The organism is Geodermatophilus sp. Leaf369 (genome assembly GCF_001424455.1).
GTDB lineage: Bacteria > Actinomycetota > Actinomycetes > Mycobacteriales > Geodermatophilaceae > Klenkia.
The window spans coordinates 20,590-46,441 of record NZ_LMQA01000004.1 but is presented as its reverse complement, the minus strand read 5'-3'; the positions used below and the strand labels follow the sequence as shown (position 1 = coordinate 46,441).

The 25,852-nt window shown below is 74.8% G+C and carries 25 protein-coding genes; 14 read left to right on the top strand and 11 right to left on the bottom strand.

All coding sequences use genetic code 11. From position 1 onward, the window contains the following. Positions 1 to 22: 22 nt before the first annotated feature. Both ASG36_RS16570 and ASG36_RS16565 read right to left on the bottom strand, forming a co-directional pair. Positions 23 to 661: a hypothetical protein gene (locus ASG36_RS16570; RefSeq protein WP_055766474.1), complete on the bottom strand. Its 639-nt coding sequence runs from the start codon at positions 659 to 661 to the stop codon at positions 23 to 25. A 168-nt stretch (positions 662 to 829) separates the two neighbouring features. Further along, positions 830 to 2,005, bottom strand: coding sequence for a CdaR family transcriptional regulator (locus tag ASG36_RS16565; RefSeq protein WP_055766471.1), 1,176 nt, complete (start codon positions 2,003 to 2,005; stop codon positions 830 to 832). Positions 2,006 to 2,120: 115 nt separating this feature from the next. Between ASG36_RS16565 and ASG36_RS16560 the strand changes: the two genes are divergently transcribed. Together ASG36_RS16560 and ASG36_RS16555 are read left to right on the top strand one after the other, a co-directional pair. Continuing rightward, on the top strand, positions 2,121 to 3,227 hold the full coding sequence (locus tag ASG36_RS16560; RefSeq protein ID WP_055766468.1) for a ferredoxin reductase: 1,107 nt from the start codon (positions 2,121 to 2,123) through the stop codon (positions 3,225 to 3,227). A 31-nt stretch (positions 3,228 to 3,258) separates the two neighbouring features. Beyond that, positions 3,259 to 4,485 (top strand): acyl-CoA desaturase, encoded by a 1,227-nt coding sequence (locus tag ASG36_RS16555; RefSeq protein WP_055766465.1) that lies wholly within the window; start codon positions 3,259 to 3,261, stop codon positions 4,483 to 4,485. Positions 4,486 to 4,545: 60 nt separating this feature from the next. On the opposite strand, the gene ASG36_RS16550 is transcribed toward ASG36_RS16555, so the two are convergent. The 3 genes from ASG36_RS16550 to ASG36_RS16545 form a co-directional block, all read right to left on the bottom strand. Next, positions 4,546 to 4,776 carry a hypothetical protein gene (locus tag ASG36_RS16550; protein ID WP_055766462.1) on the bottom strand — a complete coding sequence of 77 codons (231 nt, stop codon included), beginning with the start codon at positions 4,774 to 4,776 and terminating at the stop codon, positions 4,546 to 4,548. Positions 4,777 to 4,804: 28 nt separating this feature from the next. Next, a complete protein-coding gene (locus ASG36_RS22925) occupies positions 4,805 to 4,936 on the bottom strand; it encodes a hypothetical protein (protein ID WP_255354650.1) in 132 nt (43 codons plus the stop codon). A gap of 155 nt (positions 4,937 to 5,091) precedes the next feature. Beyond that, complete coding sequence (locus ASG36_RS16545; protein WP_055766459.1) at positions 5,092 to 5,367, bottom strand: isoamylase early set domain-containing protein; 276 nt, start codon at positions 5,365 to 5,367, stop codon at positions 5,092 to 5,094. A 212-nt stretch (positions 5,368 to 5,579) separates the two neighbouring features. Between ASG36_RS16545 and ASG36_RS16540 the strand changes: the two genes are divergently transcribed. Genes ASG36_RS16540 through ASG36_RS16525 form a run of 4 tightly spaced genes read left to right on the top strand, consistent with a single transcriptional unit; the run spans position 5,580 to position 12,791 of the window. Beyond that, positions 5,580 to 6,482, top strand: a complete 903-nt coding sequence (locus ASG36_RS16540; protein WP_235495150.1) for an ABC transporter ATP-binding protein — start codon at positions 5,580 to 5,582, stop codon at positions 6,480 to 6,482. Further along, the gene (locus tag ASG36_RS16535; protein ID WP_200944532.1) at positions 6,479 to 7,159 is read left to right on the top strand and encodes an ABC transporter ATP-binding protein; all 681 of its coding nucleotides are present in this window, start codon (positions 6,479 to 6,481) and stop codon (positions 7,157 to 7,159) included. Before ASG36_RS16540 ends, ASG36_RS16535 begins: the two co-directional genes overlap by 4 nt. Then, positions 7,156 to 10,194: an FtsX-like permease family protein gene (locus ASG36_RS22025; RefSeq protein WP_055766457.1), complete on the top strand. Its 3,039-nt coding sequence runs from the start codon at positions 7,156 to 7,158 to the stop codon at positions 10,192 to 10,194. The genes ASG36_RS16535 and ASG36_RS22025 overlap by 4 nt, the downstream gene beginning before the upstream one ends. Further along, entirely contained in the window at positions 10,191 to 12,791 is a 2,601-nt protein-coding gene (locus ASG36_RS16525; RefSeq protein ID WP_157498885.1) for an FtsX-like permease family protein, read from the top strand. Before ASG36_RS22025 ends, ASG36_RS16525 begins: the two co-directional genes overlap by 4 nt. Before the next feature lies 1 nt (position 12,792). On the opposite strand, the gene ASG36_RS16520 is transcribed toward ASG36_RS16525, so the two are convergent. Continuing rightward, on the bottom strand, positions 12,793 to 13,383 hold the full coding sequence (locus ASG36_RS16520; RefSeq protein ID WP_055766450.1) for a DUF1349 domain-containing protein: 591 nt from the start codon (positions 13,381 to 13,383) through the stop codon (positions 12,793 to 12,795). Between the two features lie 10 nt (positions 13,384 to 13,393). On the opposite strand from ASG36_RS16520, the gene ASG36_RS16515 reads away from it, so the two are divergent. Together ASG36_RS16515 and ASG36_RS16510 are read left to right on the top strand one after the other, a co-directional pair. Further along, complete coding sequence (locus ASG36_RS16515) at positions 13,394 to 13,777, top strand: VOC family protein (protein WP_055767681.1); 384 nt, start codon at positions 13,394 to 13,396, stop codon at positions 13,775 to 13,777. Next, on the top strand, positions 13,774 to 14,364 hold the full coding sequence (locus ASG36_RS16510) for a hypothetical protein (RefSeq protein WP_055766447.1): 591 nt from the start codon (positions 13,774 to 13,776) through the stop codon (positions 14,362 to 14,364). The genes ASG36_RS16515 and ASG36_RS16510 overlap by 4 nt, the downstream gene beginning before the upstream one ends. 77 nt (positions 14,365 to 14,441) lie before the next feature. On the opposite strand, the gene ASG36_RS16505 is transcribed toward ASG36_RS16510, so the two are convergent. The 3 genes from ASG36_RS16505 to ASG36_RS22745 form a co-directional block, all read right to left on the bottom strand. Continuing rightward, positions 14,442 to 15,245, bottom strand: a complete 804-nt coding sequence (locus tag ASG36_RS16505) for an SDR family NAD(P)-dependent oxidoreductase (protein ID WP_055766444.1) — start codon at positions 15,243 to 15,245, stop codon at positions 14,442 to 14,444. Continuing rightward, the gene (locus ASG36_RS16500) at positions 15,238 to 16,095 is read right to left on the bottom strand and encodes an alpha/beta fold hydrolase (RefSeq protein ID WP_055766441.1); all 858 of its coding nucleotides are present in this window, start codon (positions 16,093 to 16,095) and stop codon (positions 15,238 to 15,240) included. The genes ASG36_RS16505 and ASG36_RS16500 overlap by 8 nt, the downstream gene beginning before the upstream one ends. A 117-nt stretch (positions 16,096 to 16,212) precedes the next feature. Next, the gene (locus tag ASG36_RS22745; protein ID WP_055766438.1) at positions 16,213 to 17,397 is read right to left on the bottom strand and encodes a CdaR family transcriptional regulator; all 1,185 of its coding nucleotides are present in this window, start codon (positions 17,395 to 17,397) and stop codon (positions 16,213 to 16,215) included. A gap of 153 nt (positions 17,398 to 17,550) precedes the next feature. Between ASG36_RS22745 and ASG36_RS16490 the strand changes: the two genes are divergently transcribed. From ASG36_RS16490 to ASG36_RS16480, 4 genes are all read left to right on the top strand, one after another. Further along, a complete protein-coding gene (locus ASG36_RS16490) occupies positions 17,551 to 18,951 on the top strand; it encodes an HNH endonuclease signature motif containing protein (protein WP_162245205.1) in 1,401 nt (466 codons plus the stop codon). A 161-nt stretch (positions 18,952 to 19,112) separates the two neighbouring features. After that, positions 19,113 to 19,640 carry a hypothetical protein gene (locus ASG36_RS22020; RefSeq protein ID WP_157498879.1) on the top strand — a complete coding sequence of 176 codons (528 nt, stop codon included), beginning with the start codon at positions 19,113 to 19,115 and terminating at the stop codon, positions 19,638 to 19,640. Position 19,641: 1 nt separating this feature from the next. Next, on the top strand, positions 19,642 to 20,013 hold the full coding sequence (locus ASG36_RS16485; RefSeq protein ID WP_055766434.1) for a hypothetical protein: 372 nt from the start codon (positions 19,642 to 19,644) through the stop codon (positions 20,011 to 20,013). Between the two features lie 456 nt (positions 20,014 to 20,469). Further along, the gene (locus ASG36_RS16480; protein ID WP_082523227.1) at positions 20,470 to 21,210 is read left to right on the top strand and encodes a hypothetical protein; all 741 of its coding nucleotides are present in this window, start codon (positions 20,470 to 20,472) and stop codon (positions 21,208 to 21,210) included. A gap of 170 nt (positions 21,211 to 21,380) precedes the next feature. Here ASG36_RS16480 and ASG36_RS16475 read toward each other — a convergent pair whose 3' ends face one another. Beyond that, positions 21,381 to 22,778, bottom strand: a complete 1,398-nt coding sequence (locus tag ASG36_RS16475; protein ID WP_055766427.1) for a recombinase family protein — start codon at positions 22,776 to 22,778, stop codon at positions 21,381 to 21,383. A gap of 93 nt (positions 22,779 to 22,871) precedes the next feature. Here ASG36_RS16475 and ASG36_RS16470 point away from each other — a divergent pair, with 93 nt between their 5' ends. Beyond that, entirely contained in the window at positions 22,872 to 23,162 is a 291-nt protein-coding gene (locus ASG36_RS16470; RefSeq protein ID WP_157498877.1) for a hypothetical protein, read from the top strand. Between the two features lie 7 nt (positions 23,163 to 23,169). Here ASG36_RS16470 and ASG36_RS16465 read toward each other — a convergent pair whose 3' ends face one another. After that, the gene (locus ASG36_RS16465) at positions 23,170 to 24,831 is read right to left on the bottom strand and encodes a bifunctional 3'-5' exonuclease/DNA polymerase (RefSeq protein ID WP_082523226.1); all 1,662 of its coding nucleotides are present in this window, start codon (positions 24,829 to 24,831) and stop codon (positions 23,170 to 23,172) included. Positions 24,832 to 24,920: 89 nt separating this feature from the next. Between ASG36_RS16465 and ASG36_RS16460 the strand changes: the two genes are divergently transcribed. After that, positions 24,921 to 25,850 carry a 3,4-dioxygenase subunit beta gene (locus ASG36_RS16460; RefSeq protein ID WP_055766422.1) on the top strand — a complete coding sequence of 310 codons (930 nt, stop codon included), beginning with the start codon at positions 24,921 to 24,923 and terminating at the stop codon, positions 25,848 to 25,850. Positions 25,851 to 25,852: the final 2 nt, after the last annotated feature.

Genomic DNA, 25,852 nt, shown 5'->3' with positions numbered 1-25,852 from the left:
GGTCGGGTCGGTACGGGGCCGGTCAGTCGTTCTGGGCCTCCCAGACGAACTCGACCGAGGCGAGGGAGCCCTGGGTGGAGTCCGGGGTGGCGGCATCGAGGACGTAGGAGAACCGGTACGTGCGCTGCTCGCCCTGCGCCGACCCGGCCGGTGTGCCCGAGGTCCGCCACAGGGAACGCCCGGCGGAGTAGCTGGAGGTGGTGAAGGAGGACAGCGGTCCCTCGTAGACGACGTCGGTCTCGGTGAAGCCCGTGCAGTCGGCGAACCCACCGCCCTGGCCGATGCTGATGCGCAGGCCCAGGTGGTCGCCCAGTCCGTTGGTGCTGTGCAGGCCCAGGCCGTAGAGCCGCACGTCGCTGGGCAGCGACCCGGTGGAGGTCACCGTGATGCACCGGGAGCCGTCCTGGCCGGGCTTCACGTCGCCGACGGCGAACAGGGCGCTGCCGGTGTCGTCGTCGGTCAGGACGACGGTGCCGGTGGCCCAGCTGGTGGTCGGGTTGGCGGTGCGGGCGGAGTAGGCGGCGTTGCTGGACTGCCAGACCAGCCCGCCGGACGCCGCGACCGCCAGGGTCAACGCCCCTGCGGTGGCCAGGTGGGCGGCGCGGCGCCCGGGCCGCCGGGACGACGCGGGCGCTGCGGCTGGACGGTCGGTGCTGGACATGCGGGTCTCCCGTGATCGTGGGCCCAGCCGGATCCGTCCGGCTGCCGACGCCTGGTGCGCCGTCGCTCACATCGGGACTCCCAGGTCTCCGTGAAGGGGAGTTTCCCCAGCTCACCCGCTTGAGTGGAGCCGTTGCTGTTCCGGAATCCCGGGAACCGACAGGTGGGGTCAGGCCAGCGCGAGGGTCAGCGAGAGGACGGCGCGGGGGTCCTCGAGCTGGTCGCCGAAGAGGTCGCGGAGCTGGCCCATGCGGTAGCGGACGGTCTGCGGGTGCACGAACAGCTCGGCGGCGACGGCCTCGCGGCGACCGTGGTGCAGCAGCCAGGCGCGCAGGGTCTCGGTGAGCTTGTCGCGGGTGCCCTCGGGCAGGTCGGCCAACGGCTGGAGCACCTGCGCGCGCAGGTCGGCCAGGGCTGCCTCGTCGGCGCGCAGCACGAGCTCGGGCAGCACCGCCTCGGTGTCCAGCGGGGCGGCGTCGGGGCGGGGCAGCTGCAGCTCGGCCACCCGGGCGGCGCGGGCGTGCGAGGCGACGACGTCCCACCACGGCCGGGCCGGGCCGAGCAGCGCCTCCCGGCCGTGCAGCGCGTGCACCAGCGCTGCCCGGGCCGGGCCCTCGGCGTCGGGCACCAGCAGGACGGCGACCTCGTCCAGGCTGGGCATGAGGGTGCGCGGGTCGAGCATCGCCAGGGTGCCGCGGACCCGGGTGGCCGGCAGCAGCACGGCGGTCAGCGTGCGCGGGGGGTCCCAGTCGGCCCGCTCGGCGGCGCCGGTCAGCTCCTCGACCGTGCCGCCGGCGAGCAGCCGGAGCCCGAGGCGCTCCAGCACGCGCTGGCGCACCCGGCCGCTGGCGTTCCGCTCGTCGGCGTGCCCGGCGACGCTGGAGGCCGACAGCGCGTCGATGTAGGCGAAGACCAGCTCCGCGAAGCGGGCCAGCTGCTGCACCGTGAGCCCGTGCGCGACCGCGCTGGCGGCCAGCCCACGCCAGGCCACCCGGGCCCCGACGCGGTAGGCACCGAGCAGCGCGTCCATGGAGCGGCCGCCGCGGGCCTCGCCCCGGCCCAGCGCGTAGGCGCCGTCCAGCGCCGGCTGGATCGGGGTGCTCGCGGCGTCCTCGACCCCGGTGGTGGCCAGCTCCAGGAACCCGCCGAGCGCCAGCTGGACGGCGTTCTCGATCACCGCGCCCATGCCGTCGGAGTAGGCCGCGTCGTAGTCGGGGACCTCGGCGACGATCGCGGACACGGTGGCCTCGGCGACCCCGGGCAGGTCGGCCCGGATGGCCGCGGCGACCGCGACGGGCAGGCCCGAGGACGCGGGGTCCTCCCCGACGGTGCCGTCGAACGTCACAGGACCCTCCTGACCGGGGAGTTCCCGGGTTCGTTGTTCGCCGGGTGTGAAAAACCCGTCCCGATTCACCATGGTGGCACAGGAGTTCGCCCGTGCGAACGACCAGACTCAGACCATGACCACCACCGAGCCGCGACCGACCGGGACCCGTCCCGGCCTGCGTGACCGGGTGCGCGACCGCGTCCTGGGCCTCGTGGAGGCGGCGACCACCCCGCTGCTGCCCACCGACTACCTCGACGTGTTCGCCCCGCTCCGCTCGGGCGCCGACCTGCGCGGCCGGGTCGTCGAGGTGCGTCCGGAGACCGCGGACGCCGCGACGCTGGTGATCCAGCCCGGTCGTGGGTGGCGCGAGCACGTCCCCGGCCAGTTCGTCCGGCTCGGCGTGGACGTCGACGGCGTCCGGCAGTGGCGGGCGTACTCGGTCACCTCCGACCGCACCCGCACCGACGGCTGCATCACCGTCACGGTCAAGGCCATCCCGGACGGCGTGGTCAGCAACCACCTCGTGCGCCGGCTCCAGCCGGGCACCGTGGTCCAGCTCGACCAGGCCACGGGTGAGTTCGTGCTGCCGGAGGACCGGCCCGCCAAGGCGCTGTTCGTCACCGCCGGCTCGGGCATCACCCCCGTGATGGGCATGCTGCGCAACCACCTCACCGAGCTCGTCGACGTCGTCGTCGTGCACTCGGCACCCACCGCCGCCGACGTCGTGTTCGGCGCCGAGCTGCGTGCCCTGGCCGCGGCCGGGTCGATCCGGCTCGTCGAGCGGCACACCGAGGTCGACGGGCTGCTCAAGCCCGCCGACCTCGCCGAGCTCGTGCCCGACCTGACCGAGCGCACCACCTGGGCCTGCGGCCCGGTCGGGATGCTCGAGGCGCTCGAGGAGCACTGGGCCGCCGAGGACGCCGCCGACCGGCTGCACACCGAGCGCTTCCGCCCGCGGGTGCTGGTCACCGGCGAGGGCGGCACGGTCACCTTCGGCCGCACCGGCTCCGTCGTCGAGGCCGACGGCGCCACCCCGATCCTGGACGCCGCGGAGGACGCCGGCGTCCTCATGCCCAGCGGCTGCCGGATGGGCATCTGCTACGGCTGCGTGCTCCCGCTGCGCGAGGGCGCCGTCCGCGACCTGCGCACCGGCGAGCTCACCGTCGCCGCGCCCGGGGACGGCGTGCTGGTGCAGACCTGCATCAGCGCCGCCGCCGGCGCCTGCGACATCGACCACTGACCCTGCTCGACCCCCTGCCGAGGAGAACCCCGTGACCGCACTGCAGAAGAAGTCCGAGAACCCGATCGCCGCGCTGTCGGCCACCGACGTCGAGGACATCGGCCGTCGGCTGGACGCCATCCGCCAGGAGATCGTGGACAGCCGCGGTGCCGACGACGCCGCCTACATCCGCAAGGTGATCGACGTCCAGCGCAAGATCGAGATCGCCAGCCGGGCCGTGCTGCTGGTGTCGAAGTTCCCGCCGGCCTGGGTCGTGGGGACGGCGGGCCTCTCGGTCGCCAAGATCCTCGAGAACATGGAGATCGGGCACAACATCCTGCACGGGCAGTGGGACTGGATGCGCGACCCGAAGATCCACTCCACGACGTGGGAGTGGGACATGGCCAGCCCGGCCGAGCAGTGGAAGCACTCGCACAACGAGCTGCACCACACGTACACCAACGTGATCGGCAAGGACAACGACCTCGGCTACGGGATCATGCGGGTCGACGAGGACCAGAAGTGGGTCCCGCTCTACCTGCTGCAGCCGCTGTGGAACTTCGTCAACGCCTGCTTCTTCGAGTACGGGATCGCCGCCTACGACCTCGAGCTGGGCAAGAACCTGGCCACCGAGGAGCGCCGCAAGGACCCGGCCTTCCGGGCCCGCGGCAAGGCCGTGCTGAACAAGATCCGCAAGCAGGCCACCAAGGACTACCTGGTGCACCCGGCGCTGTCGGGCCCCAGCTTCGTGCCGACCCTGGCCGCGAACTTCGTCGCCAACCTGGTGCGCAACCTGTGGTCGCACTCGGTGATCATGTGCGGGCACTTCCCCGAGGGCGTCGAGACCTACGAGAAGACCTCCATCGAGGGCGAGACCCGCGGTGAGTGGTACCTGCGTCAGATGCTGGGCTCGGCGAACATCTCCGGCTCCAAGGCCATGCACGTCATGACCGGGAACCTGAGCCACCAGGTCGAGCACCACCTGTTCCCCGACCTGCCGAGCAACCGGTACGCCGAGATCGCCCCGAAGGTCCGCGCGATCTTCGACGAGTACGGCCTGCGCTACCACACGGCCTCGCTCCCCAAGCAGGTCGCGAGCGCCTGGCACAAGGTCTTCCGGCTCTCCCTGCCCAACGGCTGGATGGCCGCGACGACGCCGAAGAACGCCCCGGTGCAGGTCGCCAAGCTCTACAAGCTGACCACCGGCGGCCCCAAGGTCCGTCGCGAGGCGCACCGCGAGTGGCAGCGGCAGACCGCCGAGCTGAAGGCCGCCGCCTGACGGCACCCGCACGACAGCAGAGCCCCCGCGACCGGCCGGTCGCGGGGGCTCTGTCGTGTCTCAGGGGGCGGTCGTCCCGCCGGCCAGGTTCGCCAGCGCCCCCAGGACCAGCAGCGCACCCAGGACGACGAGCACGATGCCGCCCACCTGGGCGCCGGCGGTGCCCCGGCGGCGGATCCGCAGCCCGCCCACGATCATCACGACCGCGACGGCCACGAAGACCACCGCGCCCAGGACGAAGCCGGCGGTCTGCGCGGCGGCAGCGGTCACGGTCGAGGCGAGGGTGATCACGACGCCAGAGCCTGCCAGGACGCCTCGGTCAGCGACCCCGCACGGTGCGGTAGCTCGCCTTCGCCGCCCGGCGGGCGCCGCGCCAGTTGCCCCACTCGAAGCCCACCAGCAAGCCTGCCAGCGCACCGGCGCCCAGCACCGTCCACAGCACGTCCGTCACGTCGTCCCCCGTCCGACCGCCCCCGACTTCCAGGCCCCTGGAGTCTCGGGTGGGGTTCCGGGAACGGCGGGTGCCGCGCCGCCGGAACGGGACCGTCGCGCGCGGCGACTGCGGAACGTGCTGGTCCGGGGGCTGTCCGGCGACGGGCGGGACCCTCAGAGGTGCAGCAGCGAGCCCTGCGTGTCGTGCGCGTGGGCCTGCGGGTCGTCGAACCACAGGCCGCCGTCGGCCAGGTAGCGGAAGCGCACCGGCTCGCCGGCGGGCAGCTTGACCACGACGCTGCGGGTGCCGTTGCTGCGCTTCTTCAGCACGTGCGTGCCGGGGGTCCAGCCGTTGAAGTCGCCGACGACGGAGACCGGGCCGGGCACGGCCTGCTCCTCGAGGGCGAAGGTGACGGCGACGTCGGCGGGGGACTTCTTGAGACGGATCATGTCGTTCTCCGGATCAGGCGGGGCTCGGACGTGCGGAGCCGGGCGTCGTCGGCCGGTCCTGCGGGTTCGCGGCCGACGCTAGGGACGACGGCCGAGCCGCCGGGGGAGGCGCACCGGGCCCCGGGTGGACCTGGTGCGGGTGGGACGGCTGGGACCGGTACGGGTGCGCGACGCAACGACCGGTGGTGTGAGCGCGCTAACATCCCGGCCCGGTGCGGGTCGCGCACCCGGACGGGAGCGTGATGACGGCGGTGCTGGCGGGGGAGCCCCTCGTCGTCTGCGAGTCCCTGGTCCGCATCCACCGCACCGGCTCGGTCGAGGTGCAGGCACTGCAGGGGCTGGACCTGGTGGTCGACCCCGGCGAGGTGCTCGCCGTCGTCGGCGCCTCCGGTTCGGGCAAGTCCACGCTGCTCGCGGTGCTGGCGGGCATCGACGCCCCCACCGCCGGCCGGGTCACCGTGGGTCCGTGGGACCTGACCGCTCTCAGCCGCCGCGACCGGGTGGCCTACCGCCGCGAGGTGGTCGGCTTCGTCTGGCAGCAGACCGCGCGCAACCTGGTGCCGTACCTGACCGCCACGGAGAACGTCGTCCTGCCGCTGGCCCTGGCCGGCACGCCGCGGGGCACCCGGGCCGCCCGCGCCGCCGAGCTGCTGGAGCTGGTCGGCGTGGCGCACGTCGCCGACCGTCGTCCGGCCGCCTGTTCGGGCGGTGAGCAGCAGCGGGTGGCCATCGCCGTGGGGCTGGCCAACGCCCCGGCGCTGCTGCTGGCCGACGAGCCCACCGGCGAGCTGGACACCACCAGCTCGCAGCAGGTCTACGAGGCGCTGCGCACGGTCAACCGCGACCTGGGGACGACGGTCGTGGTCGTCACCCACGACCCGACGGTGAGCGACCAGGTCGAGCGCACCGTCGCCATCCGGGACGGCCGCACCGCCAGCGAGGTCCTCCGGCGCACCCAGGGCGAGGACACCGTCGCCGAGGAGTTCGCCGTGCTGGACCGGGCCGGGCGGATGCAGCTGCCCGCGGAGTACCGGACGGCGCTGGACCTCACCCGACGGGTGCGGCTGACCCTGGAGGCCGACCACGTGGCCGTGCACCGCGACGGTGGCGCGTGAGCGACCCGATGGTCGAGCTGGTCGACGTGCACCGCTCCTTCGGGCACGGCGCGACGGCCGTGCACGCGCTGCGCGGGGTGTCCCTGCAGATAGCGCCCGGCGAGCTGGTGGCGCTGGTGGGCCGGTCGGGGTCGGGCAAGACGACGCTGCTGAACCTGGTCGGCGGGCTGGACCGGCCCGACGCCGGCACCGTGACCGTCGCCGGCACCGACGTCGGGGCCCTGGACGACGACGGGCTGGTGACGTTGCGCCGCGACGTCGTCTCCTCGGTGTTCCAGACCTTCGGGCTGGTCCCGGTGCTGACCGCGGCGGAGAACGTCGGCGTCCCGCTGCGGCTGCGCCGGCTGCCCGCGGCGGAGCGGGAGCAGCGGGTGGCCCGGCTGCTGGACCTGGTCGGGCTCACCCCGCACGCCACCCAGCGGCCCGACGAGCTCTCCGGCGGCCAGCAGCAGCGGGTGGCCCTGGCCCGGGCGCTGGCCGGGTCGCCCCGGCTGCTGGTGGCCGACGAACCCACCGGGCAGCTGGACCGGGAGACCGGGCTGGCCGTGATGGCGCTGGTGCGCGGCATCGTGGAGGCCGAGGGCGTCACCGCGCTGGTCTCCACGCACGACCCGGTGATGATCGCGCTGGCCGACCGGGCCGTGCAGGTGGTCGACGGCCGACTGGTCGGCGGGTGATCGCCCGCAGCCGGGTCCAGGCGCGGCTGCTGGTCGTGGTGCTCGTCGTCCTGGTCGCCGGGCTGACGGTGCTGGGCAGCTGCGCGCTGCTGCTCACCGGGGGCGCCGACCGGGCCCGGCAGTCGAGCCTGGCGCAGGCACCGGCCGACGAGCTGGCCGTCGAGGTCGTGCTGACCGACCTGACCGCCGACCCGCTGCCCGACGTCTCCGCGGCGGGCGACGCGCTGACCGGTGCGCTGGCCCCGGTGCTGCCGCGCACCTCGACCTGGGTCACCTCGACGCTGCGCGACCTGCCCCCCGGCGCCGACCCCCGCCGGCTGGGCTGGCTGGCCGGGGTCGACGACCTGACCGACCGGGCCGACCTGGTCGCGGGCAGCTGGGCCGGGGCCCCCACCGACGGCGCGCCCTGGCCGGCGGTGCTGCCCGTCGCCGCCGCCCAGGCGCTCGGGCTGGCCCTGGGCGACACCGTGACCCTGGAACCGAGCACCGGCCTGGACGACGCCGGCGACACCGCGCCGGTCACCGTCGTCCTCGTCGGGCTGGTCGAGCCACGGGCCGACGGCGGGTGGGACCGCGACCGGCTGGACGGTGCCGGCAGCGTCCGGGACCTGGAGTTCGGGGTGTTCAGCCGGATCCGGGTGCCCGCTGCCGGCCCCTTCCTGGTCGATCCGGCGGCCCTGCTCGCCGCCGGCGCGGGGGTGGAACGGGTGAGCCTGCTCGCCGCCCCCGACGTGGCCGCGGCGGCGCCCGCCGCGGTCGACCGGGTGGCCGCCGGGCTGGCCGGGCTCACCCGGGCGGTGCGGGCGACGACCGACGCGACCAGCCGGGTGCGTGCCCCGCTGGCCACCACGCTGGCCGGGACCGCGGACCGGCAGGCCGACACCCGGGGGGCCGTGCTCGCGGTCGGGCTGGTCGTCGGGCTGCTCACCGTGGCCGCGCTGGGCACCGCCGCCCGGGTGCTCGGCGACCGCCGCCTCGGGGAGACCGCCCTGCTCGGCACCCGGGGGGCCACCCGCCGTCAGCTCGTGACCCGGGCACTGCCGGAGGCCGTGGTGCTGGTCGCGCTCGGGGCCCTGGTCGCCGTCCCGCTCGCGGTGCTGGTCACCCGGCTGCTGCTCGCCGACCGGCTGCCCGGCTCCGACGCCGGCCCGCTGCTGCCGGCCGGGCTGCTCCTGCCGGTGCTCGTGGTCGCGGTGCTGCTCGCGGTCGGCCTGGCCGTGGCCGCCACCCGCGTGCCCGCGGGAGGACGGTCGGCCGGGCGGGGGCCGGTGGCCCGGTCGGGCACGGACCTGCTGCTGGTGGGACTGGCCGTGGTCGCCGTCCTCGGGCTGGGCGGCGCGACCGGTGCCGACCCGCTGCTGGTCGTGGCCCCGGCGCTGGTGCTGCTCGCCGGTGCCGCGCTGCTGCTGCGGGTGCCGCCGTTGCTGGCCGGGGCCGCCGACCGCCGCGCGGTCCGCGGCCGGTCCCTGGTCCCGGTGCTGGTGGCCGGTGACCTCGCCCGGCGCCCGCTCGCGTCCGGGGCGGCGGCGCTGCTGGTGCTGGCCACCGCGGCGGCCGTCGCGGCCACCGGGGTGGACGCCACCTGGCGGGTGTCCCAGGCCGACCAGGCCGACCTGCGGGTGGGCAGCGACCTGGCCGTGCCCGCCGTCCCCGGCGTGGACGGCGACGCGGTGCTCGCCGCGACCGGGGGCACCGTCTCCCCGGTCACCGAGCAACCGGTGTCGCTGGGCAGCGTGCTCGGCACCGGGGACGACGGCGCGGTGCCGCGGCTGGTCGCGGTGGACACCGCACACGCCGGCGAGGTGCTCCGTGGCCGGCTGCCGGACGGCGACGACTGGTCGTCGGTGACCGCCGGCCTGGTGCCGAGCCCCGCCCGCGGCATCCCCGGGCCCGGCGCCGTGAGCGTCGCCGGCACGGTGCGCGGGGCGTCGGTGACCGCCACCCCGACCCTGGTGCTGGCCGACCCCACCGGCGCGCGCAGCACCATCGAGGGTGCGGAGGTGCCGCTGGACGGCGCCCCGCACGAGGCCGGGGTGAGCGTGCCGGCGGGTCGCTCGGTGGTCGGCGTGGTCCTGGACCTGTCGCTGGACGGGCCGGTGGCCGACGAGGAGTCCACCGCCCCGCTGACCCTGGACGTCACGCTGCCGGGCGCGGCACCGGACTGGACGGCGACCGCGCCCGGCGAGGACGGCACGATCACCGACCCGCAGCTGGCCGACGACGGGCTCCAGCTGACCGGCCGGGTGTTCCCCCAGGGCCTCACGTCCGGCGACGCCCGGGTGGTGCTGGCCGCCGACCCGGCCCCCGCGCTGCTGCCGGTGGTGCTGTCCGCGGGGCTCGCCGCGGACCTGGGGGCGGCGGCCGGCGACCGGGTCGGGCTGACCGTCGGCGACGCCCCGGTGCAGGCGCAGGTGGCCGGGGTCGTGCCCGACGTGCCCTCGGTGCCCGGCGGTCCGGCCGTGCTCACCGACGTCGAGGCCCTGGCCCGGGCCGTGCTGGCCACCGGCGACCTGGCCCCGCTCACCCAGGCCTGGTGGGTCGGGCACCCGACGACCACCGACGTGCCCGGCGCACAGTCCCGCGCCGCCCTGACCGACCAGCTGCGCACCGGTCCGCTGCAGGTCGGGCTGCCCACCGCCCTCGGCCTGCTCGCCGCCGGAGCGGTCGCGCTGGGCGTGACCGGCACGGTGCTGCAGGCCGCCGCGGTGCGCAGCGGCCGCCGCGCCGAGGTGGCCCGGCTGCTCGGCACCGGGGTGCCGCGGCGCACCGTGCGGGCGGTCCTGCTCCTGCAGCACGCGGTGGGCACCGTGCTCGCCGTCCTCCTCGGCGCGGTCGTCGGGGTCGCCGGGACGGTGCTGGTGGGCCCGGCGCTGACCGGTGCGGCCGTCCCGGAGCCCACCGTCGCGCTGCCCTGGGTGCCCTGGGCCCTCCTGGTGGCCGGCCTCGCGGTCGTGGGCACCGCGGTGGTGCTGCCCGCCGTCCGGGCGCTGCTGCGGGTGGACGTCGCCGGCGCGCTGCGGGAGGGCGCCCCGTGAGGTGGGGCGTCCCGTGGGTGGGCACCCGGGCCCGGGTCGTCGCGGCGCCGGGGCCGTGGCTGCTGTCGGTCGTCGTCCTCGCGCTGGCCGCGGTGCTCGCGGTCCTCGTGCCGTCGGCGGTCGCGGCCACCGCCGACGACGCCGTCCGCAGCGCGGTCGCGGACGCGGGCACGGCGGCCGACACCGTCCTCACCGTCCCGTTCACCGCCGACCTGGAGTCGCCCACCGCCCGGCAGGACGACTCCGCCGCCGAGACCCGGGCCCTGGCCGCCGACGTGCCCGGCGCCCTGCCGGCCGAGCTCGCCGCCGCGGTGGCCCCCCCGGTGGCGACCGTGCGCACCCGGCAGCTCACGCTGGAACTGCCGGCCCCGGTCGCCGTGGCACTGGGCCCGACGACGCTGCGGCTGGACTGGCTCGCCGACCCCGCACCGACCTGGACCGCGGGCACGGCCCCCGCGGCCGCAGCGGGCGAGGAGGTGCAGGCCGGGCTCTCCGCCCCGGTCGCGGCGGCCCTCGGCGTCGGGGTGGGCGACCGGCTGGCCGGGCGGGCGCCGAACGGGTCGCTGGTCGACGTGCTCGTCACCGGGGTCTTCGCCGTCGCCGATCCGGACGACCGGGCCTGGACGACGACGCCGGACCTGTTCGCGCCCAGCACCCGGGGTGCGGGCGGGGCCCGGCAGACCGACGTGGCCGCGTTGCTGTCGGACACCTCGCTGCCCGACGCCCGGCTGGCGGTCGGCGAGGGCGACCTGATCCGCACCCTCACGCTTGCCGCCCGCCCGGCCGGGGTGGCAGCCGACGACGCCGAGCAGGTGGCCGCCGCCGTCACCGCGCTGCGCGCCGCCCCCGTGGTGCTGGGCATCTCGCCGGTGCCCCGGGTGGACAGCCGACTCGACGCGGTGCTCCTGTCGGCCACCGACCGGCTGGCCGCCGCCCGCGCCCAGGCCGCTGTGCTGGTCACCGCGGTGGGGCTGGCGACCGCCCTGGTGCTGCTGCTCGGCGCCACCGTGCTCGTCTCCCGCCGGGCCGGCGTGCTCGCCGGCACCCGGGCCCGCGGCGGGTCGCTGCCCGGGCTGGGGGTCGCACTCCTGGCCGAGTCGGCCGTGCTCACCGCGCTCGGCCTGGGGCTGGGCCTCCTGGTCGGCACCCTGCTCGCACCCGGCCCGGTGCCGGTCGGGGCGGCCCTGGCCGGGGTGGTGCCGGTCGCGCTGGCCGGGCTGCTGGCCCTGCCGGTGCTCGGCGTCCGGGCCGCCGACCTCGCCACCGGGGGACGCCGGGTGCCGCTGGACCGCCGCGGCCGGACCCGGGCGCACCGCGACCGGCTGCTCCGCCGGGTCGCCGTCGACGGGGCCCTGGTGCTGCTGGCCGTCGGCGCCGTCGCCGCGCTGCGGGCCCGCGGGCTGTCCGGCGGGGCACTGACCGTCGCCGCGCCCGCGGTGGCCGTGCTCGCCGGGTCGGTGCTCGTGGCCCGGGTGCAGCCCGCGCTGGCCGGGCTGCTGCTGCGGGGCGCGGTGCGCTCGCGCGGAGCGGTGCCGCTGCTGGCCGCGGCCGGTGCCCGGTCCACCGCGGTGCTCGGACCCCTCGCGCTGACCGCCGTCACCGCGCTGGTCACCGTCGTGCTGGCGCTGGGCGCGACGGCGTGGGCCGGGCAGGTCGAGGCCTCCTGGACCGCCGTCGGGTCGGACGCCACGGTCACCGGCGGCTCGTTCCCCGAGCTCCCCGTCGCCGGTGCCGGGCTCGCCGTGCCGGCCCGGGTCACCGAGGGCGTGCAGCTGTCCACCCCGTCGGGCAGCGACCGCACCCGGCTCGTGGTCGTCGACCCCGCCGCCTACGGCGAGCTCGTCGACAGCACGCCGTTGCCCGACGTCGAGGGCCTGGGCGACCTGGCGGGGGACACCGTGCTGGCCCTGGTCACCCCCGACCTCACCGGGGCGACCGGCTCGGTGCTGCAGGACGGGACGTCGGTGTCGTTCACCGTCGTCGGCACCCTCCCGGCCGGGCCGACGACGGTCCTGCTGTCCTCGGCCGCGGTGCCCGCCGACCTCGCGGTGCCGAACACGCTCTGGCTGACCGGGCCGGGCGCGGCGCAGGCTGCCGCCGAGGTCGCCGCGGCCGCGCCCGGGGCCGACGTCGTGCTGCGCGCCGACCGGCTGGCCGAGGTGCAGCAGGCCCCGCTGACCCGTGGGCTCGCCGGTCTCGTCCTCGGCGTCGCCGGGGTGCTGCTCGCGCTGACCGTGCTGGTGGTGCTGCTGTCCGGCAGCGCGGGGGTCCGCCGACGACGGTCCACCTCCGGCGTGCTGCGCACCGTGGGGCTGGGGGAGCGGCAGGCCCGGGCGGTCTCGCTGCTGGAGCTGCTGCCCGGGGTGCTGGCCACCGTCGTCCCCGGCGTGGCGCTCGGGGCGCTGGTGACCGCCCTGGTCACGGGCCCGCTGGGGCTCCGGCTGGTCACCGGTCAGGACGCCGACCCGGCCCTCGTCGTGCCCTGGACGGTGCTCGTCCTCGTCGTCCCCCCGGTGCTGGCCGTGGCGGCGCTCGTGGTGGGCGAGGCGCGGGCCTGCCGACGGGTGACCCTGGCCGAGGTGCTCCGCGAGGGCTGAGTCAGTGCAGGGCGTCGTCCGGGGCGCACCGCTGCCAGCCGGTGACCAGCACGGTCAGCCCGGCGCGGGTGGGGGCGCAGCAGTAAGGCCCGGCCCGCAGCTCCAGCCCGGAGTCGACGTGGGCGACCCGGACCAGCCGGAACGGCTCGTCGTCCACCCGGGCCCGCAGCGTCACCGCGTCGCCGTCCCGGCTGGCGCGCACGGTGACCGTCCGACCCGCCCAGTCCGGCACCGGGGCGACCGACCAGTCCGAGGTGCCGTGGGTGACCACGGCGCCCACCTGCGGCACGCCGTCGGACACCTCGACCCCGGCCTTCACCCACTCCTCGGGCCCGGCGCGGAGCACGAGCCCGGCCTGGTCGAACTGCTCGGTGTAGTCGAGCCGGAACGCCACCTCGAGGGCGTCCCGGGCGCCGAAGGGGGCGAGCAGGGCGTGCGCGTCGTCGTGCACGAAGCCGTAGGAGGTGTGCCGCCAGGCGTCGCTGCCCTCGACGGCGGTCACCCGCAGCCCGTCGTCGGTGTGCTCGGTGGCGGCGGGCGGGGTGGTCCAGGCGGCTGCGGCGAGGAGGTCGGGGTCGATCACACGGGCCATGATGGCCGTCGTGGAGGTCCTCACCAGCCGGCTGCTGCTGCGCCCGACCGATCCCGCGCGGTCGCACGGGTTCTACCGCGACGTATTGGGCCTGGCGGTGTACCGCGAGTTCGGCCCGCCCGGGCACCGGGGCGTGGTCTACCTGACCGGCGGCGGGGGACTGCTGGAGGTCTCCGGCTCCTCGGCCACCCCGCCCACCGGGCTGGCGCTGTGGCTGCAGGTCCGCGACGTGCGCGCCGAGCACGAGCGGCTGGCCCCGCTGGGGGTGGTCACCCGCGCCCCGGTGCAGGAGCCGTGGGGCCTGGTCGAGTGCTGGCTGGCAGACCCCGACGGCGTCCCGGTGGTTCTGGTGGAGATCCCGGCCGACCACCCGCTGCGCCGCGACCAGCGGTGACGCCGGTCTGGTACGCCGCCTACGGCTCGAACACCCTCGCCGCCCGGTTCGACTGCTACCTGCGCGGCGGTCGGCCCGCCGGCGGAGCGCGCACGTACCCGGGCTGCCGGGACACCGCCCCGCCGCGGGCCTCGACGGCGCTGCGGGTGCCGGGCCGGCTGGTCTTCGGCGGGACGTCGACGGTGTGGGGCGGCGGGATGGCCTTCCTGGACGACGTCGCGCCGGGCACCGCGCCGGCCCGGGCCTGGTTGGTCACGGCCGGGCAGTTCGCCGACGTCGCCGCGCAGGAGATGCACGCTGCTCCCGGGACCGTCGCCCTCGACGCGGTCCCGGTCGGGCGGCACCACCTGGGCCTGGGCCGGTACGAGACGGTCGTGCGGCTCGGTGACCGGGACGGCGTCCCCGTGCTCACGCTGACCTGCCCGGAACCGCCGCCCCCCGCCCCGCCGTCCGCGGCCTACCTGCGCGTGCTGGCCGCCGGGCTGGTCGAGGCCGGCTGGCCGGCGGCCGAGGTGGTCGACCACCTTGCTCTTGCCTCGACGTGGCCCCGCGCCGACGTCGCCGCGCTCCTCGTCCCGGCACCCTGAGCCGCCCTGGTGTGGGGTGGTCCGCGGTCTACCGCGGCTCGACCCCCCACACCGCGGCCCCACCCTGGTGTCGAGCCTCAGGCCGCCCGCACCGACAGCCCGCCGTCCACCGGCAGGAGCACGCCGGTGACGTAGCGGGACTCGTCCGAGGCCAGGAACAGCGCGGCGTCGGCGACGTCCTGGGCGGTGCCCATCCGCCCGGTCGGGCTGTGTGCGTCCCGCTCGGCGCGGATCTCCGCGACCGAGGAGCCCCCGGCCAGCTGTTGGTAGACCAGCGGGGTGTCGATCAGCCCCGCCAGCACGGCGTTGACCCGGACCCCGCGGTCGGCGTGCTGCAGGGCCAGGCTGCGGGTCAGCTGGTTCACCCCGGCCTTCGCCGCCGCGTAGCTGGGGTAGGGGTAGCCGGTCCAGCGGATCGACGCCGTCGAGGACACGTTGACGATCGACCCGCCGCGGTCGAGCAGGTGCGGCAGCGTCGCCTGCGCGGACAGGAAGACGCTGTCCAGGTTCAACGCGAGGGTGCGGTGCCAGTCGTCCAGGGTCAGCTCGTCCACCCCGCCGAGCCGGGTCGCGCCCACGGTGTTCTGGACGACGTCCAGCTGCCCGAACTCGTCGATCACCGCGGCGACGGCGTCCTGCACCTGGTCGGCGTCGGTGACGTCGGCGACGAGGGCCAGCGCCGTCCCGCCCTCGGTCCGGACGGCGTCGACGGTGCGCTGGGCGGCCGCCTCGTCCCGGTCGACGACGACGACCTGCGCGCCGTGCCGGGCGAACGTGGTGGCGGTGGCCGCGCCGATGCTGGTGACGCCGTCCGGACCGCCGGTGTTCAGCCCACCGCCGAAGACGATCGCGACCTTCCTGGCCAGCCGGGGGTCAGCCACGGGGGCCGGGCGTGCCCGCGAGGAAGTCCAGCAGCACCCGGGCGAAGTGCTCCGGTCCCTCGTAGAACGGGAAGTGCGACCCGCCCTCGTCGGCGCTGAACGTGCGCAGCTGCGCACCCGGGACGTGCTCGGCGGTCCACTGCTGCGACGCCGGGGCCACGTGGCTGACCTCTCCGGCCACCACGAGCGTCGGGACGTCGATGCGCGGCAGCACGTCGCGCCAGTCCTGCATGGCGTGGTCCAGCAGCAACCGGGCACCCCACGGTCCGGGCATCTGCAGGTTCTCCCCGAACAGGAACGCCATGTCCTCCTCGGGCAGCACGTCGGACAGCATCGAGGCCAGGAACGCCCGGCGGGTCTCGGTGGCGTCGGCGGCGCCGACCGCGCCGACGAAGCCCTCGGTGCTCGGGAAGTCCAGGATCGCGCCGGCCGCGGCGCCCTCCTCCGGGGTCATCCAGGGCAGCACCACGCAGGCGCTGGGCTGGTCGATCACCACGAGGGAGTCCAGGGCGCCGGTGCCGTGGGTGTCGATGTGGCTCCAGGCGACCGAGGCGCCCATCGAGTGCCCGACCAGGTCGTAGGAGGTCAGCCCCAGGTGCGCGACCAGCTCGGCGAGGTCGGCGGCCAGCCGGGCCACCCGGGCGCCGTGGTCGGGCTTGCCGGACCGGCCGTGCCCGCGGTGGTCGTAGGTGACCACCCGGTGCTGGGCGGCGAGGGTGGGGACGACGCGGTCGAAGGTGGACTGCGACTGCGACCAGCCGTGCATCAGGACCAGCGTCCGGCCGCTGTCCGTGGGGCCGGTGTCCCGGACGTCGAGGTCGGTGCCGTCGGTGGTCGTGAACGTGCTCATCGGGGCCTCCTGCCGGGTCGCCGTCGACCCACCGGGTGATCATCGGTGATGTGTGACGCGGGCCACCACGGCCGCAGCGAGCAGAGCCGGCGGGCCGGTTGCTCGCTGCGTCGGAGGTCAGCCGAGCAGCTCCGCGACGGCCAGCCCCAGGTGCAGGCGCAGCCGGGTGGCGCCGTCGTCCAGGTCGGCGCCGGTGAGCTCGCGGACCCGGTCCAGCCGGTAGTGCAGGGTCGTGCGGTGCACGTGCAGGGCGTCGGCGGCGGCCGGGGCGTTGCCGCCGGCGTCCAGCCAGGCGGCCAGCGTCGCGGTGAGCCGGCCCTGCGGGTCCCCGGCGCGCAGCGCGGTGAGCTCGGCCGGCAGGGCGGTCTCGTCCCAGTCCTCCGGGGGCACCCGCAGGAGCACGGCCTGCACTCCGAGGGCGGTGCCGTCGACGACCGGGCCGGGCTGCAGCCGGGGGACGGCGCGGGTCGCCAGCTCGGCCGTCCGGTGCGACACCCAGCCCCGGTCGAGCCCGACCACCGCGGGGCCGGTGCCCGCGACGCAGGTGAACCGGCCGGCAGCGACCTCGGCCACGGTCCCGACCGCGGCAGCGGCGAGCCCCGCGACGGTGGCGTCGTCGGTGGGGCCGGCGGTGACCAGCAGGCCGGTGCCGCCGGCGTCGGTGACGGTGGCGAGCACCGTGCCGCCCCGGGTGCCGAGCGCGTCCAGACCCCGGCGGACGGCGGCCCGGGCGTGCTCGCCGTCGTCGGGCCCGACGTCGCGGAGTGCGAGCACCACCGCCCGCACCTGGGTCCCGGCGGTGCCGGCCAGCGCTGCGAGGCCCCGCGTGCGCTCCTCGGCCACCCGGGACAGCAGCGCGGCCACGTCGGCGTCCCGGGCGGCGGTCGCGGCGTCGGCGGCGTGCCGGTCACCGACCAGGACGGCGGCGACCTCGCCCGAGGCGGCGCCGATCAGCGCGACCTCGTCGACGGTCAGCCGGGCGTCGGCGTCGATGACCATCAGCAGGCCGAGCAGCTCCCCGCGCCACCGCAGCGGGACGCACCAGCGCGGGTGCATGCCGATCGCCGGCTCGGCCGGGATCCAGGCCGGTTGCGGCCAGGTGCGCACGCCGGCCCCCAGCACGTGCGCGACCGCGGCACTGCCCGCGTCGCGCTGCAGGACCGCGCGCACCCGCACGTCGTCCTCGTCGCCGAAGTGCCTGCTGGTGGCCAGGAGCCGCACGTCGGGGTCGTCCACCACGACGGAGCGCTGCAGCTGCTCGGCGAGGGCGTCCACCAGCTGCTGGACCCGGTCGGAGGGCACCCGCGGATCCTAGGGGCGGGCCACTGGGTCGTCCTGCGCGACGCCTCGTCGAAGGTACACCTCAGCGCCCTGAGCTGCGCTTTTGTCTTGCCCGCACGCCCGCTGTCCAGTACTCTTCGTACAGGTGTTCGAGCATTCCAGGAGGTGACGAGCGTGGCTCGAGTGGTCGCGAGGACCCGGTTCGGCGTCTCGCTCAGCATCGCCCGGGTCGAGGTGTTCGCCTCGGCTGCGGCGCAGGCGGCGGTGGAGGAGGCCGAGCGGATCGCGCAGGTGTCGGCCGGGCTGCTGCCCCCGGATGCCACCTCCCGGCCCACGCGGCTGGCGGAGCTCCTGGTCACCGAGGACACCGACCGGGCCGGCGTGCACGCCGTGCTGCGGGACGTCGCCGATGCCCAGGCCCAGCTGCACGCCCTCCAGGCGGCCGCGATCTCCCGGCTGGCGGAGCTGCAGCCCGCGCAGCAGTCCTTGCCCGGTGCCCGGGCCGACGACCCGGCCGATCCCGACCGTCCGGACGACTGGGTGGCCGACGAGGTCGCCGTGGTGCTGGGCATCGGGATCGGGTCCGCCTCGGTGCTGGTGGACAGGCAGCGGGTGTTGGTCGAACAGCTGCCGCGGGTGTGGGGAGCACTGGCGGACGGGGAGATCGACGTCCGCCGCTGTCAGGTCCTCGTCGACGCCCTGGCGCACCGGAAGCAGTCCGCCGGGGGCGGACTCCCCGACGACGTCGTGGACGCGGTGGCAGCGCAGGGGCTGGCCTGGATCGGTGAGGGCGTGGGGCCCACCCCGTTGGCGGACCGGGTGGGTGGAGCGCTCATCGCCGCCGACCCGGCCGAGGCGGACAGGCGAGCCGAGCGTCGTAGGCGGAAGCAGAACGTGACCACCGTCGGTGCCGGTGACGGACTGGCGGGGCTCCGGGCGGACCTGCTCGACGCAGCGGATGCAGCAGCGATGCAGGGCGTGGTCGATGCCCTGGCCGCGGTGATGCGCAGGGGCGGTGACCACCGGCCGATCGGGCAGCTGCGGGTGGAGGCGCTGAAGCAACTGTTGACCCGGCCGTGGGAGACGCTGCCCGAGGAGGTGGCTCGGACGTGCTGGGACCTGCGACTGCGGGTGGACCTGGCCGACCTGGACGACCGCGGCCCTGGACCGGGTACGGGCGTGGGCGCGATGGGGAGGCTGCCGGTCGGCCCCGCCGCGGTGGCCGAACTGCTGGCCGGGTTCGACGCCCTCGTACCCACGGGCCCGGCCGGTGGGGGTTCCGTGTGGTTCGAGGTCGTCGACGGCTCCGGCAGGCTGCGTGCGATCAGCTCGCCCGCCGAGGCTCGTGCCGCCGTCCGCCGCGGCAGGGGACTCGGGCCGCCACCGGCGGTCGACGGGTACGAACCGAGTGCGGCTCAGGTCCGCTTCGTGCAGGCCCGAGACCGGCACTGCCGGTTCCCCGGCTGTGCTCGGCCGGCCCAGTACACCGACCTCGACCACGTCGTCCCACGCGACCACGACGACCCGGCCGCCGGCGGGCCCACGTGTGTGACGAACCTGGCTAGTGGCAAATAGACCCTCTGTAGTCACTGACCCTCAGCCACTGCCCGGCGGAGGGCGACCCGGGCTCCTGGCGTCCAACTTGCCGAAGGAGCAGCATTCATCGCCGATCTTGCTTTCGGTAGTGTTACCGTCTTCAAACTTGGCCCTAAGTGAAGCGGCCTGGGGTCACGGGGGTGATGGACATTTTTGGGATAGTCGATTGGTGGAAAGCTCTCACATTCAGCGATCAACTTGGTGTCGCGGGTCTCATTGTGTCGGTGGTTGGTTTCGCTTTAGCGATTCAGCAGCTCAAAAAGACTGCGAAGGCATCAGTCGCAACCAAAAGCGCAATCGAAGAGACTTCTCGTCGTATGAGCCTCAATCACCTGCTTGTATTGCTACCCCAATTGCGGGTCATCGAAGGTGACCTTGACGCTGCAGCTGCCGACGACGATCGTCGATTAGCAATCCGTTCACTGGTCTCGTACAGCCACACTGCGAACCAGGTTGCTTCGCTACTTGAAGGTGACAGCGAGGTTGATATAGCCATGATCGAAAAGCTTCGGGCCAGCGCCAAGACAGCCGGGTCGGCCAAGTCCACGCTAGTCACCAGCAACCGGCAAACGGTGCGCACGGTCACTAAGGCAGCTGTTGAGGAAGTGGGCGAGATTTCAAGCTATTGCGGGGGTCTAGTTGCCCAATTCCAAGTGAAGGCGAGTTGAGATGCAATATCTGAGCAATCAGCAAGTCGAGCAACTCATCGGTCGTTTGAACCGTTTGACCGACGAGGGCGCCTTGACGTGGGAAGCCAATCGGGATAGCGAGTACCGCTTCGCGAGCATCACTGAGAAATTTGGATTTGGGCTGCACTCTCGGGACAACGACGACTTCAATCCTTTCATCCTTGAGATCTATCTCCTGAACGAAGACAAGTCATGGAAGAAGTTGCAGGAGGTAGACACTGACAACACGAGCGGTACGTTTTCCGGGCTGGAAGAGTTGTACGGCAAGGTAAAGCGCCGCGTTCTGAACATCGATGAAATCGCCGGACAGCTGTTCAGTGACCTGGACAAGCTCGATGGAGGACCGAACTAGCTGGCCGCCCTTGGAGCGCGCCGCAGGCGCGCTCTTGACTTGAAGTAGCAACATAACTCGGACGGGTCTGCCTCCCCGATCCATCCCCGAGGCGGCGTTGTAGGACTGTGCACCCCGGCCAGCCGCGCCCAGGGTCGAGGGCCGTGCGGGGTGGGGTACGTGCGTGGGCGGTGGCCCTTGACCCTGGGTGTGGGTGGCGCATGCTCGGGCCGGAGGGGTCGCCGGTCCGCCGGCCGAGGTTGACAGGCCGACCGTTGGTCAGTGAAGCTGCTGCCCGTTCGCGGATCAACGGTCGTGTATCTCATGCCCTCACGACCGGAGTAGGGCCCCAATTCCCGCGAGCACACAGACCTAGATGCATGGGCAGCAGGCCGCTGACGCTGGAGCGGTAGACGAACGCGAGGGCGTAGCCGCCGGGGCCGATCACTTGCTGATCGGTTGCCTCGGAGGCTCCCCGTGGATCTGTCCCCACTCCTCGCCAGCGATGCCGGCTGGTCGCTCACGCTCTACCCCGGTGCCGGGGAGGCTGGCGGCTCGTTCCGTTACTCGCTGACCAAGCCGCACACCCCCGGCGGTGGTGGTGACCCCGAGCGGTCCCGTAGCGAGGCGGCCCGTCGAGCTGCTGCCAAGGTGCGTCGCTACTGCGCCGACAACAGGCTGAACCGGCTGGGCACCCTGACCTACGCTGGGGTCGGCTGTCACGACCCCAAGCAGGTCCGCCGGGACGTGGGCCAGTTCTTCCGTACGTTGCGCGGGCTGCTGGGCGGTGAGCCGCTGCCGTACGTCTGGGTGCCGGAGTGGCACAAGACCGACCACGGGCTGCACGTGCATTTCGCTCTTGGCCGCTTCGTCCCACGCTCGCTGATCAAGACGGCGTGGCCGCACGGGTTCGTGCACATCAAGCTGCTGGGCGATCTGCCGACCGGGTCGACTTCGCGGGATGAGGCTCGGTTGGCCGCTCGGTATCTGTCCAAATACGTCCGCAAGGGCTTCGACGTGCGCCGAATCCCGGGTCTACACCGGTATGAGGTCGGGCAGGGCTTCCAGCCGGCTGCGTTGGTGCTGCGCGGGCGCACCTTTGTCGACGTCTTGCTGCTGGCGATCGCGCACATGGGCCCCGACCCCGCAGAGGTGTGGAGGTCCTCCGAGTCGCTGGGGTGGGAGGGCCCGCCGGCGGCGTGGCTGGCGTGGTCATGAGCCCGGCGGAGGTCGCTGCGCGGGTGGCGGCGTCTGCGCGCGCATCGGGCGTGCCGCTGCTGGTGGCTGATCCGGTCGCGCTCGGTCAGGTAGCTGCGCTGCTGGGGTGCCCGGCGGAGCGGCCGCGTGCGGATGCCCGGAGGGCGACGCGCGCGGGTGGCCGGCGGGGCTCACAGTCGCCAGGCCACCTCGGCCCGATCGGGGTTCAGGCTGCGGGCTCCGGGAGTGCCTGGGCCGATGGTGATGTGAGTGATGAGGGTGCGGACGATGGCGGCCTGTCGGTCGAGGTTGAGGCCGGTCCATCGGCTGCGTAGCTCGCCCCCGACGCCAAGGCCGGTGAGTGCGTCGGTTCCGGTGAGCTGACTGAGCTGCCGTTGCACTGCCTTCACTTGGCCCTCGACCACGGTGCGCGCCTGCTCCCATTCCCGCGTGCTGATCTTCTTGGCCGCCCACTGCCGCGCCAAGTAGTCCAGCCGGTCCTGGTCCGCGGCGAGCTGGACGGTCAGTGCGGCGGCCTCGGCGTCGCTGGCGCTGCGTCCGGCGATCGAGTCGGCTAGGGCGGGACTGTCCAGCCGGTGCAGCACGTAGGCGATGACCAGCTCCTCCAACGGCGGTGCGGTGATCGTGAGCTTCCCGCAGCCGCGATGATCTGGCCCCGACAGGCAGACGTAGCGGCGGGAGTCTGCCCGAGGCGAGGCGAACAGCTTCCCGCCGCACTTGCCGCAGCGCAGCAACCCAGACAGCAAGTAGCGGCGTGGTGCCCGGCGGCCGGAGGCTCGGCGGCCCTCAATCGTGGTCACGACCTTGCGGAATGTTGCCTCGTCCAAGATCGGGGCCCAGACAGCCGGCCCCAGGACCTCACCGTTGTGCACCCGCTGCCCTGCGATGCGGGGGTTGGACAGGATGTAGCGCAGTGAGTGCGTCTGCCACGGGGCGCCCTTGACGGTGCGTTCTCCCCGCCGGTCGAGGTCGGTGCACAACGACCGCAGCGACTCCCCGGCGATGAACCGGGCCGCCAGCTCGCGCAACAGCGCTACCTCGGCGGGACGGTGGGTGATCGCGTCATCGTCGAACCCGAAGGGGCGCACCGACCGGCCGTGCGGCAGACCCCGCTCAGCGTTCTGCAGCAGCTTGCGCTTGACCCGTCGGCTCTTGGCTGCACTCTCCTCCGCCGCGACCGCTCCCATGATGCGTGCGACCAGCAGACCATCACCGGCACCCAGTTGGCTGGCCCCGGAGACGAACCGGACATGTCGGAGCTGGGCGGCGTCAACCACGGCCGCAAACTCCTCCAACTCGAGGGGGCGGCGAGTGAGCCGATCTTGGTGGTAGACCAGTACCCCGTCCCGGTCCCCGGAACTGATGTCGGTGAGCATCTGCAGGTAGGCAGGCCTCGGCTTGCCGGAGTAGGCGGAAACGTCGTTGTCGATGTACTCCCGCCCGACTTGCCAGCCCAGCTCCGCAGCCAGCTTGCGGCAGTCCTCCAGCTGGCGCTGCACGCCGAGGCCCTCACCGGCCTGGTCGCTGCTGATCCGGGCGTAGATCGCAGCCGAGCTGGGCGTCGTCATAAGAGGGCAGACTAACCACGCGTCAGGAACCTGGTCTGCCTGTGCCGGCGGCACCACCGGCTCAAGACCCACGCGCCGGGCTGGGTGTTCGGCATGGACCCCGACGGCACCCTGCACGTCACCCCACCCGGCGGGCGCACCCGCACGACCCGGCCCAGCTGTCTCGCCGAGGCCTGCACCCGGCAGGCGGTCACGGACCTCCTCGGCCGCACGCCGACGCGCTACCGGAGCCCCACCCCGAAGGAACGAGCCGACCGCCGCGCCGCCGCGGCCGAGCGGGCCCGGCTGGCAGCCGAGATCGAGGCGGAGCTGGACGCTGCCCTGGCCATGCGCTGGCACGACGCAGCGGCAGGAAGCCAGGACGGCGACCCGCCGCCCTTCTGACGCGAGGTCAGTCGTCGTCCGACGCGAGATCGGGCGGGGCGTCCGCGTCGGCCCAGGACCGGACGACGGCCACGTCGAGCGGGAAGTCCACCGGGAACGTGCCGAACAGCAGCCGCCCGGCCTCGACGGCGGAGGCCCGGACGGCCTCGGCCACCTCGTCGGTCAGCGCCCGCGGGGTGTGCACGACCACCTCGTCGTGCAGGAAGAAGACCAGGTGCGGGCGCTCGGTGAGCACGCCGTCGCCCAGGCGCCACAGCCGGTTGCGCAGGTCGGCGAGCCAGCACGAGGCCCACTCCGCGCCGGTGCCCTGCACGACGAAGTTGCGGGTGAACCGGCCCCACGCACGGCGCCGGGCGTCAGCGGCGCGGCCGGCCGCCGGGTCGTCGACACCACCGCGGGACCACGGGCCCGGCCGCGGCGACCCACGGCCCAGCAGCGTGGACACCACCTCGCCGCGCTCGCCGGCCCGGGCGGCCTGTTCGACCAGCCCGACGGCGGCCGGATAGCGGCGGGTCAGTCGGGGCAGCATCGCGCCGGACTCGCCGCGGGTGCCGCCGTACATCGCGCCGAGGATGCCCAGCTTGGCCTGGGTCCGGGTCTCGACGGCGCCGCTGTCGACCATCCCCTGGTAGAGGTCGCGGGCCCGGGCCGCCTCGGCCATCGCGGCGTCCCGGCTCATCCCGGCCAGCACCCGGGGCTCCAGCTGCGCGACGTCGGCGACGACGAACCGCCACCCCTCGTCGGCGACCGCAGCCGGCCGCAGCTGCACCGGCGCGCTCAGCGCACCCCCGCCCTGGCTGGCCCACCGCCCGGTGACCACCCCGGCAGGGAGGAAGACCGGCCGGAACCGGCCCTCCCGCACCCAGGCGTCCAGCCACGACCAGCCGTTGGCGTGCATCAGCCGCAGCAGCTTCTTGTACCGCAGCAGCGGCTCGACCCCGGGGTGCTCGATCTCCTGCAGCGTCCACGACCGGGTGTCGTCGACCTGCAGCCCGGCGGCGCGCAGCGAGGCCAGCAGGTCGGTGGGGGAGTCCGGGTTCATCGCCGGCTGCCCGAACGCCGCCCGGATCTCCGGCAGCAGCTGCTCCAGCACCGCCGGCCGCTGCCCGGACACCGGCCGCGGGCCCAGCAGCCCGGTGAGGATCGCGTCGTGCACGTCGGCCCGCCACGGCATGCCGGCGTGCTGCATCTCCGCGGCCACCAGGGCCCCGGCCGACTCCGCGGCCGCGAGCAGGCCCAGCCGGCCGCGCTCCGGGCTCGCGGCCAGCGCGGCCTGCTGCCGGGTCAGCTCGGCCAGCGGGTCGAGCCGGTCGGCCGGGTCGTCGAGGGCGAACAGCGCCGGCTCGGTGGCGGTCGTGGGGGCGAGGGCGTCCCAGCCCGCGGTGTCCGCACCGACCAGCAGCTCCTGGTCCACGTGGGCGCTGCGGCGCAGCAGGTCGTGGCACAGCCGCAGGTCGGTGCAGCGCTCCACCCGCACCCCGGCAGCCAGCAGCTCCGGGTACCAGCGGGTGGCGTCGTCCCAGACCCAGCGCGGCCGGGCGGGCTCCCGCTCGCTCACCCAGCCGGGCAGGGCAGCGCGCGGCAGGACGGTCACCGTCTCGTCGTCGTCGGTCCGTTCGTGTGCCACGACGTCGTCCCCGCGACGCAGCAGGACCACCGACCGGAGCACCCGCCCAGTGTGGTCGAGGGGTCCGACACCCAGGCGACGCACAGCTCGCGCTGGCCGGACGCCGGGGAGCGGCCGACACGATCAACGGCATGACGACCTACGAGGGCCGCCCGCTCGCCCGACCCGACGACGAGGTCGTGGACCAGGGCCTCCGCTTCGACCTGGACACCCTCCTCAGCCGCCGCCGCGTGCTCGGCTTCCTCGGCATCGGCGCGGCCACCGTGGGCCTGGCCGCCTGCGGCACCGGCAGCTCGACGACGGCGTCCGCAGCCGCCAGCACGTCCGCCGGTGAGATCCCCGAGGAGACCGCCGGCCCCTACCCAGGCGACGGGTCCAACGGCCCGGACGTGCTGGAGCAGAGCGGCGTCGTCCGCAGCGACATCACCACCAGCTTCGGTGACCTGACCGGCACCGCCGAGGGCGTGCCCGTGACGCTCTCGCTCACCGTCGAGGACCTCGCCGCGGGCGGGGCGTTCGAGGGCGCCGCCGTCTACGTCTGGCACTGCACCCGGGAGGGGGGCTACTCCCTCTACTCCGACGGCGTCACCGACCAGAACTACCTGCGCGGGGTGCAGGTCGCCGATGCCGACGGGGTCGTCACCTTCACCAGCATCTGGCCGGCCTGCTACAACGGGCGGTGGCCGCACGTGCACTTCGAGGTGTACCCGGACGTCCACTCGATCACCGACTCCGCGAACGTCATCGCCACCTCGCAGATCGCCTTGCCGCAGGACGTCTGCGAGACCGTCTACGCCGAAGAGGGCTACGACGCCTCGGTGGCCAACCTGGCCGCGGTCAGCCTGGACACCGACGGCGTCTTCTCCGACGGGGCCGACCTGCAGACCCCGACGGTCACCGGCTCGGTGGCCGCCGGCTACGCGGTCTCCCTGTCGGTGGCCGTGGACACCACGACGGAGGCCGGTGGCGGCGGGATGGGCGGGGCCGGGATGGGTGGCACCCCGCCGTCCGGGGGCCCCGGGGGCGGTGGGGCTCCGCCGTCCGGAGGCCCCACCGGCTGACC